Consider the following 14,956-nt stretch of genomic DNA (forward strand, 5'->3'; position numbering starts at 1 on the left):
CACCGATGGTTAATCGTTTACTTCCTAAATATAGTTATAAAAAAACCCGCATCTCAGTGCGGGCTCTTGTCATCTTGTGTGGTGTTTTTCTTCCACAACCTACCCGCGCGAATGGTTCACGATAAGGAGCAGGCCCAGCAGGATAGAAAAACGGATAGTCATTCGTAACATTCCACAAGATTAAGTTAACAAATTAGTACCGTACTCGACTTAACTCGTCAACCATTAAGTTGTTTTTTTATTCATATCGGATCAGTTTTAGTCAAAAGCGGTAAAAATGAGCAGAATTGGTAGAGAGGATCACTTTTTGTAGCACGGAATGTTTTCACGCAAGAACGTTTGTCATCGGTTAAATTCATTCATTCTCCAACAAACAGTCACGTATTTGTCATTTTAAACTTCTACGTTTAGAGCGTAAGAGGTTTATGGAATGACAGGAGTCGCTCATGCGTGCCATCGGACAAATTGTTAAGTTTGACGTAGCGTTTTCGCTATTTTGTTTACAGCATCGTTTTAATCAGCCTGTAGCGCAGATCAGCAAAGCTATTTCCCATACTGGGGATGGGCATTTGTATGCGTTGATTGGTGCTTTAGCTTGGTATTTAGACCCGCTTAATGGCCACCTATTCTTAATGGCTGGACTGGCCGCTTTCGCGATTGAACTCCCTATTTATTGGGGATTGAAAAATAGCTTTCAGCGTCGTCGCCCTGAAGAGTTTTCTCCTTCATTCATTGCCTTTATTACCCCTTCGGATCGCTACAGTTTGCCCTCTGGTCATACGGCTGCAGGGTTTGTTATGGCGACATTAATTGGCCACTTCTATCCTCATAGCGATGCTTTTGTCTTGGTTTGGGCTGGCTTAATTGGCGTATCTCGCATCCTACTTGGGGTTCACTTCTTGACGGATATCGTGATTGGCGCGCTGCTTGGTGTAAGCAGCGCAAGATTTGTTTTGTGGTTGGTGGAGAGAGGCTTTTGAAAATTCTGTATGGTGTCCAAGGCACCGGAAATGGCCATATTGCTCGTTCACGAGTGATGAGTGAAGCGTTGAAAGAAGCCAAAATTGATGTGCAATTTCTCTTTTCTGGACGTGAAAAAGAGAAATACTTTTCGATGGAAAGTTTCGGTGATTACCAAACTCGGCGCGGTTTTACTTTTGAAACTGAACAGGGACACGTAAATTACGTTAAAACGGCGCTGAATAATAATTTACTGACTTTCGTGAGTGAGACAAAAAACCTCGATTTGTCTCCGTATGATCTGGTCATTAATGACTTTGAACCAGTATCGGCATGGGCGGCTAAACAGCAAGGTATTCCGTGTATTGGGATAAGTCATCAAAATGCATTTCGTTATAATGTGCCTTTGAAAGGGGCAAGTTGGCTGGATAAACAGATTATTCAACAGTTTGCGCCTGCCAATTACCACGTCGGTTTACATTGGTATCATTTTGATCAACCGATCCTTCCTCCGATTATCTATCGTTCAGAGCAGCATACGTCTAGCGAGCATTTCATTTTGGTCTATCTTCCATTTGAGCATGTTGATGATATTCTTGAGTTGCTTTTTCGTTTTTCAAATCAAGCATTTATTTGTTATCACCCTTCTTTAATGGAAGCGCAATCCGTTGAAAATGTTGAGCTGCGTCCCTTATGTCATACCCATTTTCAATATCACTTGCATTGCTGCGATGGCGTGATTGCTAATGGTGGTTTTGAATTACCATCAGAAGCACTTTCATTGGGTAAAAAGCTGCTACTTAAGCCACTATCGGGTCAATTTGAGCAGCAAAGTAACGTTGCCACTCTTGAGAATCTCGGGCTTGCTGCATCTATGGAGTTTTTGGACCCGTCGGAGTTACGCCGTTGGTTGGATGAAAAACAGGTCGAGCGCGTTGTCTATCCTAATGTAGCGAAAGCCTTGGTTGAATGGGTACAAAATGGCAAATGGGGTAATCATAAAGAGCTGAGCCAGTCTTTATGGCGACAGGTTGATTTCCCTAGTTATGTGTCATTTAGCTAATATTGACGAAATGCTTTGAATTTTGACGTAATTAATTTATTTGGTGAATGTATCAAGGTGAAGACTTGTTATTCATCACTTGATTCAATGTTTTGAATAAAATGCATAAATTTTTCTGTTTTATGGTTTTTTATAAAAATACATCGTACTGATAAATAAGGACAATCTTTTTGTTTGGATAAAAAAAACTGATATTTTATCAATCTTGTTGCCAATCGATAAATGCTTAGCAGATAGTAGCCTCCACCCAGTTGTGTCTGGGTAAATATAATAAATGGCAGGTTATCTATTCTAAAAAATTACTTTTACGGTATTGACGATAACAACAAGAGGCGTCCCAAAAATGTTAGATAAAAAAGATGCAATGAGCGCTATTGCTAGTTACCGCATGGAAAGCACATTACGTGGTGTAGATTTAAACCTGCTGACGGTTTTTGATGCAGTAATGCAAGAGCAAAATATTACCCGTGCTGCTCATAACTTGGGTATGTCTCAGCCAGCAGTCAGCAATGCTGTAGCGCGTTTGAAGGTAATGTTTAATGATGAACTGTTTATGCGACAAGGGCGAGGTATTCAACCTACTCAACGTGCACGTCAACTGTTCGGTCCGATGCGTCAAGCACTGCAATTAATCCGTAATGAACTGCCAAGTTCGGTGTTTTCTCCTGAAACATCAACCCGCTTATTTAAATTAGCGATTTGCAGTCCTTGTGATATGCGTTTCGCGCCGAAAATTATGTCATCAGTTCATGAACAAGCGCCTTTGGTCCAACTTCATCTTGATGCGGAATTTAACCGTTTGTTAGCCGAGCGTATGCGTTACCAAGAGATCGATTTTGTGATTGATTACGCGCGTTTTGATGAACAAGGGTTCTCCAGTACGGAAATTTTCCAAGATGAATTAGTGGTGGTGGCATCTAAGTCTCATCCTCGCATCAATGGCTCTGTTAACGCTGAGAGCCTAACAGCTGAAAAGCATGCGAAGTTATCTCGCATCCATGGGCAACGTAGCTTTTCTGAGCAAGCATATCGCGAATTAGACTGTGTTCCTTATTATGAAGGGACCAGTTTGAGCAACGTGCTTTATGTGGTCGGACAATCTGAGTTGGTGACGATTGCACCTCGTTGGATGGTTGAGAATGCGGCTAACCGAGATCAGTTACAAATCCTCGATTTCCCATTTGCAAATGGCCAAATCAGTGGTTATCTCAGTTGGCATGAGTCTAGTGAAAAAGACAAAGGCCATATTTGGTTGCGTGATCAGTTAATGATGATTTGCGGCGAAGTTGTTGCATTAAACTAACGTTTACCCGTTAATTTTTACTGTGCTCTAAACTTAGTGACACACCTCTTTTAGCCTTGAATTGGTTATATCCATTCAGGGCTTTTTTGTCTGTAGAATTAATTGATAACTTTGACATCCGTCAGTTGCCTTTTTTGCTTCTAAATGTACACTTGTGCGCTCAAAAAGCTTACATGTGTAAGCTACAGGTAAAAAAGATGCCCAATTTAAATTTCCATATCGTAAAAAGAATTCGTGAACAGATTGTCAAAGGTGGCGAGTGCATTGCTCTAAAACACAAAATAGAGAAAGAGTGGCATGGGATCAGCTGGAAGCAATTTGGTCAACGTATCGATGCGATGTCACTTGCACTTTTAACGCAAGGTATAAAAATCCAAGATAAAGTCGGGATTTTTTCGAATAATATGCCGCAGTGGACAATAGCTGACTTGGCTGCTTTGCAGTTAAGAGCCGTTACAGTACCTATTTATCCAACTAATACGCCAGCGCAGGCCAGTTACATTATTCAAGATGCTGATGTCAAAGTGCTCTTGGTCGGTGAACAGGCACAATACGATGCGGCACTGGATTTTTTTGATGAGTGCGAACAGCTTGAATTAATTGTCGCCATGAGTGATGGCATTGATCTAAAAAGTTTTCAACATGGCATCCATTGGCAGACTTTTATTGAACAAAATACAGATGGCCAGCAAGCGGAATTAGAGTCTCGCCTTGAACAGGCGAATATGGATGATCTGCTGACGCTCATCTATACCTCTGGCACCACAGGTCAACCTAAAGGCGTGATGCTTGATTACCGTAATATTGGCGCTCAGCTTGAAGGGCATGATGAGCGGTTAAACATCTCTAAGGATGATGTGTCACTCTGTTTTTTAACATTGTCACACGTGTTTGAACGGGCGTGGACTTTTTACATTCTTTACAGCGGTGCAACTAACTGTTATTTGCAGGATACGATGCAAGTACGTGATGCATTGAGTGAGCTAAAGCCAACGGTAATGTGTGCCGTTCCTCGCTTCTACGAGAAAATTTTCTCCGCTATTCACGAAAAAGTCTCGAAAGCGCCGTTGCATCGAAAAGTGCTATTTACTTGGGCGGTCAATATGGGGGCTAAGATGGCTCTTTGTCACCAAGAAAAGCGCCAACCATCCTTCATGCTGAAAAAGAGTTACGCGTTAGCGGATAAAATCGTGTTGTCTAAATTGCGTGCATTGCTTGGTGGGCGGATTAATTTCATGCCTTGCGGCGGCGCAAAATTAGATGAAACCATCGGCCGATTTTTCCATGCCATTGGCATTAACGTGAAGTTGGGTTATGGCATGACGGAAACCACAGCAACGGTTTCTTGTTGGGATGACCGGTGTTTTAATCCTGATTCAATAGGCATGTCGATGCCAGGAGCTCAGGTCAAAATCGGTGACAACAATGAAATTCTTGTTCGCGGACCAATGGTTATGCGCGGCTACTATAAAATGGCAGAAGAAACGGCGTTAGCATTCGATGAACAAGGTTTTCTCAAAACAGGAGATGCTGGACACATTGATGAGCAAGGTAATGTCTTCATTACTGATCGTATCAAAGAGCTGATGAAAACCTCCGGTGGTAAATACATTGCGCCACAAGTTATTGAGGGAGCGATTGGTAAAGATCACTTTATTGAACAGATTGCGGTGATTGCTGACACACGTAAATTTGTATCGGCTTTAATTGTACCTTGTTATGACAGCTTGGAGGTTTACGCCAAAGAGCTCAACATCAAATACCATGACAGATTAGATCTTATCAAGAACAACCAAGTGGTTGAGATGCTGGAAAAACGAGTCAATGATTTGCAAAAAGAGCTAGCCAAATTTGAGCAGGTGAAAAAGTTTAAATTATTACCTAAGGCTTTTTCAATGGACAAAGGTGAGCTGACGCCGACTCAGAAACTGCGTAGAAAAGTCATTAGTGATCGTTACCAAGATGAAATCGAGGAAATGTACAAAGAAAAGACTAAAGGTGAGTAAGATTATCTTAAGATAGTTTTTTCATTGTTTAAAAATCCTCCACTTGCTTTTCAGATAAAGCGTGGGGGATTTTTTATATTACGACGGAAGTTAAACCTCGCTTCCTCATAACGCTACATTGCTGCATGGTGATATTTTTTGCTTTATTTTTGCTAATTACTCATGGATTGAGCTGTTTTTAATACCAGTTTTACGATAGTTACCTAATAAAGTTCCATTTAACCAAATATTTGCCAAAGTGTGCGCTATTTGGCGTTCGACCCGATGATAAGAAAGAGTTACAGTTGTTGCGTTACCTTGTTTTTTGTTATGACAAAAGCAAGACATAGCCGAAAGTGGAAAGTTTTCGAATTAGGCTACAAATAAGCCCTAAACTATGTAAAACCAGGCTCATTGACTGACCATGTGTTGGGTACTGGTAAGGAGAAAAAATGGCAACGCAATCCAATCAACAGATGTTATCTGGCGCAGAGATGGTGGTTCAATCTCTGATCGAAGAAGGTGTAGAGCAAATATTTGGATACCCAGGTGGTTCCGTTCTTGATATTTACGATGCGCTGCACGCAAAAACCGACCAAATTAAACATGTCCTTGTTCGCCACGAGCAAGCAGCCACGCACATGGCAGATGGCTATGCTCGAGCAACCGGAAAAACGGGTGTGGTACTTGTTTGTTCTGGCCCAGGGGCGACGAATACCGTCACAGGGATTGCTACTGCTTACATGGATTCAATTCCAATGATTGTTATTTCAGGCAACGTGCCAAATAACCTCATTGGTAACGATGCGTTTCAAGAATGTGACATCGTTGGGGTTTCTCGTCCGATCGTCAAACACAGTTTTCTTGTAAAAAAAGCTGAAGATATTCCTGAAACCATTAAGAAAGCCTTTTATATTGCATCAACAGGACGCCCGGGGCCGGTCGTGATCGATCTGCCTAAAGATGTGATGAATCCTCAGATCAAACTCCCTTACACGTATCCTGAGTCGATCAAACTGCGCTCATACAACCCAACTACTTCTGGTCATAAAGGGCAAATTAAAAAGGCGCTAAAAGCGTTGTTAGAAGCCAAAAAACCCGTATTGTACATTGGCGGTGGCGCTGTTATTTCAGGCGCAGATCAGCACATTTTACAACTGGCTGAAACGCTCAATTTACCCGTAGTCAGCACGTTAATGGGGCTTGGTGCTTTCCCTGGGACTCATAAAAATGCGTTAGGCATGCTTGGAATGCATGGCATGTATGAAGCCAATATGGCGATGCACAATGCGGATTTGATTTTCGGTATTGGTGTGCGTTTTGATGACCGTACGACCAATAATCTAGAAAAGTATTGCCCGAACGCTAAGATCATGCACATTGACATTGATCCTTCGTCGATCTCTAAAAATGTGCCAGTCGATCTGCCGATAGTGGGATCAGCCGAACAAGTACTGGAAACTATGCTGCAATTGCTCTCTGAGCAAGGTGGCTGTAATGATTCGCAGGCGCTTGAACTATGGTGGCAAGATATCCAAAGCTGGCGCGACCGCCAATGCCTAGCTTATGAGAAATCCAGCGAACGCATTAAGCCGCAGCAAGTGATTGAAACTTTGCATAAACTGACTAATGGAGACGCATATGTGGCCTCCGATGTTGGTCAGCACCAAATGTTCGCCGCACTTTATTATCCATTCAATAAGCCTCGTCGTTGGATCAACTCTGGCGGTTTGGGCACCATGGGATTTGGTTTACCCGCTGGAATGGGGGTTAAATTTGCCATGCCAGAAGAAGAGGTAGTGATTGTCACTGGGGATGGCAGTATTCAAATGAATATCCAAGAGCTTTCCACCGCGTTGCAATATGATATTCCAGTGAAAATTATTAACTTAAACAACCGTTTTCTTGGCATGGTAAAACAGTGGCAAGATATTATTTACCAAGGACGTCACTCTAATTCTTATATGAGTTCTGTTCCCGATTTTGCAGCAATTGCAGAAGCTTATGGCCACGTTGGCATCCGTATCTCACAGCCTGATGAACTTGAAGCCGGGCTTAAAAAAGCACTCGATATGAAAGATCGATTGGTTTTTGTTGATATTAATGTGGATGAAACGGAGCACGTCTACCCAATGCAAATTAAAGGCGAAGGGATGGACAAAATGTGGTTAAGCAAAACGGAGAGAACATAATATGAGACACATTATTTCAATATTAATGGAAAACCAATCGGGTGCTTTGTCTCGCGTTGTTGGTCTATTTTCTCAACGTGGTTATAACATTGAATCACTAACGGTTTCGCCAACCGATGATGCAACATTGTCACGCTTAAACATCACCACTAAGACCGATGAAATGCAACTTGAACAAATTCAAAAGCAACTGCATAAGTTGATTGATGTGCTTAAAGTGCAAGAAGTGTCAGAGTGTGAACACATTGAACGTGAGCTGATGATGGTGAAAGTCAAAGCTAGCGGCTTTGCGCGCGCCGAAGTGAAACGTACGGCTGATATTTTCCGTGGGCAGATCGTAGATGTCACTGCAGCGCAATATACTGTGCAGCTTGCTGGAACCAGCGAAAAACTCGATGCCTTTATTCAAGCGTTGTCGGAAGTCACTGAAGTAATCGAAGTCGCGCGAAGTGGTGTGGTAGGTATTGCTCGCGGGGAGCGAGCGCTTAAAGCTTAATTTACTGAGCTCCCTATCGAAATAAGTAAGGCCACATTTTATGTGGCCTTTTTGTCGTTTGGTGCTTTTACTAGAGAAGTGCTTAGTGAAGAATACGCGCACGAATGGTGCCGCTGATGCTTTTCAGCTTAGTAAGAGCTTCCGCAGAGCGAGCGGTTTCTACGTCAATCACTACATAACCGATATCCGCTGACGTTTGTAAATATTGAGCGGCGATATTGATCCCTTCTTCGGCGAAGATGGTGTTGATTTGTGTCAGAATACCCGGACGGTTTTCGTGAATATGCAGTAAACGCGAACTATCACGGTGAATTGGCAGTGATACTTCAGGGAAGTTCACGCTTGATAAGGTTGAGCCGTTATCTGAATATTTTGCCAACTTACCGGCTACTTCAATACCGATATTTTCTTGTGCTTCTTGCGTTGAGCCACCAATGTGCGGTGTCAGAATGACATTATCAAAATGCATCAGTGGGGATTCAAAAGGTTCAGAGTTTGTGGCGGGTTCTTCTGGAAATACATCTATTGCCGCGCCAGCTAGATGGTTTGATGCCAATGCATCGCAGAGTGCGGGAATGTCGACTACCGTTCCGCGTGCTGCGTTGATAAAGATAGAGCCAGGCTTCATGCGTGCAAACTCTTCTTTACCCATCATATTTTTAGTATCTGGAGTTTCAGGCACATGCAGAGAAATGACATCACATTTATTCAGTAGCTCGCTCATCGTATGTATTTGCGTTGCATTACCGAGTGAGAGTTTGTTTTCTATGTCATAGAAATAGACTTGCATACCGAGGTTTTCGGCAATGATACCGAGCTGGGTGCCAATGTGGCCATAGCCAATAATACCTAAGCGTTTACCGCGAGCCTCATAAGAGTTATCAGCACTTTTTTTCCAAATACCACGATGCGCCAATGCATTTTTTTCAGGAATCCCACGCAGTAGTAGCAGTGTTTGGCCTAAAACGAGTTCAGCAACACTACGAGTATTTGAAAATGGTGCATTAAAGACAGGAATCCCGCGTTTTGCGGCTGCATTCAGGTCAACTTGGTTGGTGCCAATGCAGAAGCAGCCGATAGCAACCAACTTCTCTGCCGCGTTGATTACCGCTTCGGTCAAATTAGTGCGCGAACGAATTCCGATGAAGTGAGCATCTTTCACCGCTTCGAGCAGTTGTTCATCACCCAGAGAACCTTTGTGATACTCAATATTGCTGTAACCGGCAGATTGCAGTACTTCAACCGTTGAAGGGTGTAGCCCTTCGAGGAGTAAGATTTTGATTTTGTCTTTTTCGAGTGAAACTTTGGCCATTATTCTCGTCCTTAAAAATGGGAAGGTGGGCAAACACGGCGCACATAAAGCAAAAGGGCTAATGTAAAGAGGAAGATTAACCATTTTGTTGGAAGACAAACGTTTTCCTTGTGCGTCTTCTGACCAATAAAGTAACAAACTTTTTTTGTTTTGGGTAAGAAAATTACGAAATAAGGCATGATTTTCTAGGGCATAGCGAAGAAAAACGACACCCATGGGTGCCGTTTGTAATGAAATAACGGAAAGTAGCCTTATTTTGTGACTTACTCTTCGATTTTGGCACCATTTCCCGTGCCAGTGATGACGACATCAGCACCTCGGTGAGCGAATAAACCGACGGTTACTACGCCGACAATCCCATTAATTTTATCTTCTAATGCTTTAGCATCAGTAATTTTTAATCCGTGCACATCCAAGATAACGTTACCGTTATCCGTTATTACGCCATGGCGATAGGCTGGATCACCACCAAGTTTAACCAGTTGACGTGCCACATAAGAGCGCGCCATTGGGATCACTTCAACTGGAAGTGGGAATTGACCTAGAATATCGACCGCTTTTGTACCATCAACGATACAAATGAATTTATCCGCAATCGCGGCAACGATTTTTTCTCGAGTGAGCGCAGCGCCGCCGCCTTTGATCATATCGCGCGCAGGGTTGATTTCATCTGCGCCATCAACATAAATATCGAGTTGATCAACATCATTGCAGTCGAACACTTCAATACCTAGGCCTTTTAGCTTCTCTGTTGAGGCGATAGAACTTGAAACCGCACCCTTAATATCATCTTTAATCGAACCCAGTGCATCAATGAAGTGATTCACCGTTGAACCCGTACCCACACCAACGATGCTGCCTTTTTCTACATATTTGAGTGCGGCCCAGCCGGCGGCTTTTTTCATTTCATCTTGAGTCATGCCAATCTCCTGATATCGATTTATAGTGACGGTAATGTTGCGGGGCGATTATAGCCTCAATAATTTATGATTCCCATTGCCAGATTTGGCTTGGAGTCACTATTTGAGGTAAAGGTATATCCCATGCTTCGCTCGGCAGATGAGTCACTTGTTGGCAATCATGAGCTAAACCTATGGGTAGGGCACCTTTACCCGTTTTAAACCAAGTTTCTAACGTACGATCATAATAGCCGCCGCCCATCCCGAGCCTTTGCCCTGTTTGATCAAAGGCCACCAATGGTGTGCAGATGATATCTAGCTCATTTACTGGTTTGATCAATGTTTGGTTGAGCTTGGGTTCGGCAATGCCGTATTTATTTCGCGTCATTATGGTTTGAGCATCATAGCGCAAGAACAATAAATTCCCACTCGAGAAGGGGTGTAAAACGGGAAGATAGGTCTGTTTGCCTTGTTGCCATAACCACGCTATGAGCGGTTGTGTTTCAAGCTCACCATCGGTCGCTAAGTAGAGGGCAATGTGCTGACTCGTTAAAACTTCAGGCAGTGTTGAAAAACGAGAGACAAGTTCAATTGAAGCGTGTTTTTGCTGCGTAGGTGATAGCTGTTTACGCCGCTGGCGGATGACTTGACGAAGTGTGTGTCGAGTGTTTTGCATAAGGATACCCCAGAGTGCCGTTGCGGATTTTGGCCCTTGAACCAGCTGGTTCAAGGCGGATCAGCAATGGTAACCGCAGGCTTCTCGGTACGAGCCGAGCTTGCTCAATAGCTACCAAGTACTAACCCTTTGGTGTTGCTTATCGGCTCAGGGACTTAAATCCGGCTGACAAACACTCTAGGGTAAATTTGGTCACGCTGGTAAAGACTACTGCTGTCCTAGCTTCACTTTACTGATGGCATCTTCAAGAGATGCAGCGAGCTGTTCCATGCGCTCGGTTAATTGATTTTGTTGGCCTAGGCTCTCATTGTTTTTGGTTTGCAATTCATAACAAATGTTGAGCGCAGCAATCGTGAGTAGCTTTACCTCATTGGTAACTTTAGTACGCTCTGCCATCTCTTTCAATCGGTTATCAAGATCTTGCGCCGCTTGGATTAAAGACTGCTCTTGTCCCGCAGGGCAATTCACACGAGTCAATTTTCCTAAAATTTCTACGTCTACCGCTTGATTACTCATGATGGATGAACTCTTATCGCGCTGTCTAAGATGGTGCCACTCACATGCCCATCGAGGTGGAAACTATAGGTAAAGCGGCCCTAAGATTCAAGCTTTTCAAAGCGAGCAGTAAAAAATGAGGGACTAAAAACACAGTTATTAGGCAAATTGAGTAAAAGCTACCCACAATTAACGCTTTGAGCATTTTCGCATTGGAAGCTAAGTGGTAGGATCGCGCTTATTTGATTTTATTACGAGCTTCCCATGAGCGAAAAAAAACTACCGGATTATCTTTCTCTTGCCACTGCCCTTCAATCTGCAGCACTTGCGGTTAACCCTGCTGAGTTGCATGGGTTGCTAACGGGCATGCTGGCCGGTGGTCTGGGCTTAAATGATAAGAGCTGGCAGCCACTTATTTTTGATTACACTAACGAAGGTATGGGTTGGCCAGATCGTCCGTTGACATTGGCTGAACAAGTACTCACCTTTACAATCGAAGAGCTCACTGGTAGCGGGATGGAGTTGTCACTACTGTTGTCAGATGAAGAGGCGAGTGCCAGTGTATTTGATTTGGCTGATGGCATAGCCGACTGGGTAAATCACTTTATTTCTGGGCTTGGCTTGATTGGGGTTGTTTTGAAAAAAGCGTCCGCAGAGACTAAAGAGGCCTTGGCTGATCTAGAAGAAATTGCCAAGCTCGGTATCGATGAAGAGGATGACTTGGATGAGCAAGCTCAACTTTTGGAACACGTCATCGAGCATATAAAAGCTTGTGTGTTAACAATTCATGCTGAATTTGGTATCAAACCTCTACAAGAAACTCAGCCGACCGTGCATTAAAGAGAGATGACTGTGAAGCAATTTGATGTGATTATCGCTGGTGGGGCGATGGCTGGTGCAACACTGGCGTTGGCCTTAGATACGCTTTCTCAAGGAAAGCTTGCGATTGCTGTGGTCGAAGCGCATCCGCTGGATGATAAGCTCGCCCATCCCGGCTTTGATTCGCGTTCAATTGCTTTATCCTATGGTAGCGTACAAATTTTGCAAAATCTCTCCTTGTGGCAGTCGCTGCAAGAGGTCGCCACCCCAATTACACATATTCATGTGTCGGATCGGTCTCATATTGGGATGACCGATATCACTTGTCAGCAACTCGATTTAGAAGCATTAGGTTACGTGGTTGAATTGGCCGATGTTGGGCAGATTTACGCGCAAAAAATGCAGCAGAGCTCGCATATTGAGTTATTTTGCCCAAGCGCGGTTCAGCAAGTGGAACGCAGTATGGATAAGGTCACTGTCACCCTTAACGATCAACGAACGATCCAAGCTAAGTTATTGGTCGCAGCCGATGGGGCGATATCGACCTGCTGCGAGCAAATCGGCCTCATCCAACAAGAGCATGATTTTGAACAGGTCGCGGTTATTGCTAACGTTGTGAGCTCAAAAGCTCATCAAGGACGGGCGTTTGAACGATTTACCGCCGATGGTCCTGTCGCGTTATTACCAATGAGTGATAATCGACTCTCTTTAGTTTGGTGTTTACCTCCCGCGAAAGCCGAGCAAGCTTTTTCACTCAGTGATGAGGGTTTCTTAGCACAGCTTCAAGATGCGTTTGGTTGGCGTTTAGGGCGAATGAATAAAGTGGGCACTCGTGCCTGCTATCCATTACAACTGCGTTATCGAGAGCAGAACATTTCACATCGTTTTGCCATTGTGGGCAATGCCGCTCAGACATTACATCCGATTGCGGGACAAGGTTTCAACTTAGGTATTCGAGATGTAGCAAGCTTGGCGGATGAGCTTATCAAGCAGCAAGCCGATGTTGGCTGCTATCACGGCTTACAGGCTTTTTCCCAACGCCGAGAAGCGGATCGTGATGCCACCATTAAGCTGACATCATCCCTGGTGCATCTCTTTTCCAATGATTGGCTAACCACTCGTATTGGTCGCAATGTAGGCCTCATGATGATGGATAATTTACCGTGGCTGAAAATGCCGCTACTGCGCCGAACGCTTGGCGTAGTGAATAGATAAAAGGGTCTGTATATGATGCAAAGTGTCGATATTGTCATTGTGGGTGGCGGAATGGTTGGCCTTGCACTGGCCGCCGCATTAAAGCATAGCGAACTGCGCATCGCCGTGATTGAGGGTCGAGTACCCAGCCTTGAACTTGCAGAGCTGCCGGATGTGCGAGTCTCCGCCTTAAGCCGTTCCAGTGAAATCATGTTGCGAAACCTTGGTGCATGGCAAGGCATCATTTCTCGTCGCTCTGCGCCTTATTCGGCGATGGAAGTGTGGGAACGCGATAGTTTTGCGCGGATCGAATTTAGTGCCAATCAGATGACTCAGCCGGATCTGGGACACATTGTTGAGAACCGCGTCATTCAATTAGCCTTACTCGAACAAGTACAAAAGCAAGCGAATGTGACACTCTTTATGCCCGCTCAATGCCAATCTCTGGCTGTCGGAGAAAGTGAGGCGTGGCTAACGCTCGATAACGGTCAATCACTCACCGCAAAATTGATAGTAGGAGCCGATGGCGCAAACTCTTGGGTTCGTCAGCAGCAAGACATTCCATTAACCCATTGGGATTATGGACACAGTGCGCTGGTGGCAAATGTCCGCACGGTGGAACCACATCAATCGACGGCAAGGCAAGTGTTTACACCACAAGGTCCGCTGGCCTTTTTACCTATGTCTGATCCTCATATGAGCTCAATCGTTTGGTCTACAGAGCCCAACCGAGCGCAGCGCTTGCTCAGCCTGTCTGAGCTCGAATTCAATAAGATACTGACCGCTGAGTTTGATCATCGTTTAGGTTTGTGTGAGGTGGTCGGTGAACGTGCTGCTTTCCCACTTAAAATGCGTTATGCCCGAGATTTTGCTTTACAACGAATCGCACTCGTTGGTGATGCGGCGCACACCATCCACCCGCTAGCCGGGCAAGGTGTTAATTTAGGTTTACTTGATGCTGCAAGCTTAGCTCAAGAACTACTCGCGTTGTGGCATCAAGGTGAAGATATTGGTTTGCTCAAAAATTTGCGAGGTTATGAACGTTGGCGAAAAACAGAAGCCGCCAAAATGATTGCCGCGATGCAAGGTTTCAAAGACCTTTTTGAAGGTGATAACCCGGCGAAGAAACTGATCCGTGGCATTGGCATGCAGTTGGCTGGACAACTTCCTGGAGCCAAAGATGAGATTATGAAAAGAGCACTGGGTTTAAAAGGTGATTTACCTGATCTTGCCAAGAGTAAAATGGTGCTGCTTGAGCCCTAACAGTGATTAACCTAATGATGGCAAAAGGGCTGGCTTATGGCCCTGTCTCTTATACACAAATCCCCAAGCCTCTGCTTGGGGATTTTTTTGAACTAATTTTATGTTTCATGATCTGATCATCTAAGCAATAACAAGGATGATTAGAATGACTTATATAGAACCAACCCTCTGGGCACAAAAGCAATTTGGTCAAGCTCACCTCAATGACCCAAGACGTACTCAAAGACTCGTTGCCCTAGCAGCCTCTCTGGCCGAGCAACCTGGCGTACCGGTCTCGAAACTCATCATCTCCCCTGCTG

Annotated in this window: 14 protein-coding genes and 1 other RNA gene; 10 read left to right on the top strand and 5 right to left on the bottom strand. The window is 44.2% G+C overall.

The window, feature by feature from the left end; translation table 11 throughout:
• The first annotated feature begins 446 nt into the window (after positions 1–446).
• From AACU59_RS16630 to ilvN, 6 genes are all read left to right on the top strand, one after another.
• Positions 447–980 carry a phosphatase PAP2 family protein gene (locus tag AACU59_RS16630; protein WP_094145461.1) on the top strand — a complete coding sequence of 178 codons (534 nt, stop codon included), beginning with the start codon at positions 447–449 and terminating at the stop codon, positions 978–980.
• Positions 977–2,023, top strand: coding sequence for an MJ1255/VC2487 family glycosyltransferase (locus tag AACU59_RS16635; RefSeq protein WP_176428562.1), 1,047 nt, complete (start codon positions 977–979; stop codon positions 2,021–2,023). The genes AACU59_RS16630 and AACU59_RS16635 overlap by 4 nt, the downstream gene beginning before the upstream one ends.
• A gap of 343 nt (positions 2,024–2,366) precedes the next feature.
• On the top strand, positions 2,367–3,326 hold the full coding sequence (gene leuO / locus AACU59_RS16640; protein ID WP_026028311.1) for a transcriptional regulator LeuO: 960 nt from the start codon (positions 2,367–2,369) through the stop codon (positions 3,324–3,326).
• Positions 3,327–3,523: 197 nt separating this feature from the next.
• Positions 3,524–5,332, top strand: a complete 1,809-nt coding sequence (locus AACU59_RS16645; RefSeq protein ID WP_176428568.1) for an AMP-dependent synthetase/ligase — start codon at positions 3,524–3,526, stop codon at positions 5,330–5,332.
• A gap of 431 nt (positions 5,333–5,763) precedes the next feature.
• Entirely contained in the window at positions 5,764–7,503 is a 1,740-nt protein-coding gene (locus tag AACU59_RS16650; RefSeq protein WP_013856017.1) for an acetolactate synthase 3 large subunit, read from the top strand.
• 1 nt (position 7,504) lies between these two features.
• Complete coding sequence (gene ilvN / locus AACU59_RS16655; protein ID WP_010319822.1) at positions 7,505–7,999, top strand: acetolactate synthase small subunit; 495 nt, start codon at positions 7,505–7,507, stop codon at positions 7,997–7,999.
• Positions 8,000–8,081: 82 nt separating this feature from the next.
• Here the strand turns inward: ilvN and serA are convergent, their stop codons facing one another.
• The 5 genes from serA to AACU59_RS16680 all read right to left on the bottom strand — a co-directional run bounded on the left by serA (position 8,082) and on the right by AACU59_RS16680 (position 11,402).
• On the bottom strand, positions 8,082–9,311 hold the full coding sequence (gene serA, locus AACU59_RS16660; RefSeq protein ID WP_026028313.1) for a phosphoglycerate dehydrogenase: 1,230 nt from the start codon (positions 9,309–9,311) through the stop codon (positions 8,082–8,084).
• Positions 9,312–9,574: 263 nt separating this feature from the next.
• Positions 9,575–10,231 (bottom strand): ribose-5-phosphate isomerase RpiA, encoded by a 657-nt coding sequence (gene rpiA, locus AACU59_RS16665; protein ID WP_094145520.1) that lies wholly within the window; start codon positions 10,229–10,231, stop codon positions 9,575–9,577.
• A gap of 64 nt (positions 10,232–10,295) precedes the next feature.
• Positions 10,296–10,886, bottom strand: coding sequence for a 5-formyltetrahydrofolate cyclo-ligase (locus tag AACU59_RS16670; protein WP_047691486.1), 591 nt, complete (start codon positions 10,884–10,886; stop codon positions 10,296–10,298).
• A 2-nt stretch (positions 10,887–10,888) separates the two neighbouring features.
• A non-coding RNA gene (gene ssrS, locus AACU59_RS16675) (6S RNA) lies at positions 10,889–11,073 on the bottom strand.
• A 20-nt stretch (positions 11,074–11,093) separates the two neighbouring features.
• The gene (locus AACU59_RS16680; protein WP_010319818.1) at positions 11,094–11,402 is read right to left on the bottom strand and encodes a cell division protein ZapA; all 309 of its coding nucleotides are present in this window, start codon (positions 11,400–11,402) and stop codon (positions 11,094–11,096) included.
• A gap of 243 nt (positions 11,403–11,645) precedes the next feature.
• Here AACU59_RS16680 and AACU59_RS16685 point away from each other — a divergent pair, with 243 nt between their 5' ends.
• The 4 genes from AACU59_RS16685 to AACU59_RS16700 all read left to right on the top strand — a co-directional run.
• Positions 11,646–12,221, top strand: coding sequence for a YecA/YgfB family protein (locus tag AACU59_RS16685; RefSeq protein ID WP_094145519.1), 576 nt, complete (start codon positions 11,646–11,648; stop codon positions 12,219–12,221).
• 12 nt (positions 12,222–12,233) lie between these two features.
• A complete protein-coding gene (gene ubiH, locus AACU59_RS16690) occupies positions 12,234–13,415 on the top strand; it encodes a 2-octaprenyl-6-methoxyphenyl hydroxylase (RefSeq protein WP_176428567.1) in 1,182 nt (393 codons plus the stop codon).
• A 12-nt stretch (positions 13,416–13,427) separates the two neighbouring features.
• Complete coding sequence (locus AACU59_RS16695) at positions 13,428–14,657, top strand: FAD-dependent 2-octaprenylphenol hydroxylase (RefSeq protein WP_013856022.1); 1,230 nt, start codon at positions 13,428–13,430, stop codon at positions 14,655–14,657.
• Between the two features lie 154 nt (positions 14,658–14,811).
• The coding region (locus AACU59_RS16700) for an IS4/Tn5 family transposase DNA-binding protein (protein ID WP_443281753.1) at positions 14,812–14,956 on the top strand (145 nt) is incomplete at its 3' end.

The organism is Vibrio sp. V23_P3S9T160 (genome assembly GCF_963886625.1).
Classification (GTDB): Bacteria; Pseudomonadota; Gammaproteobacteria; order Enterobacterales; family Vibrionaceae; genus Vibrio; species Vibrio anguillarum.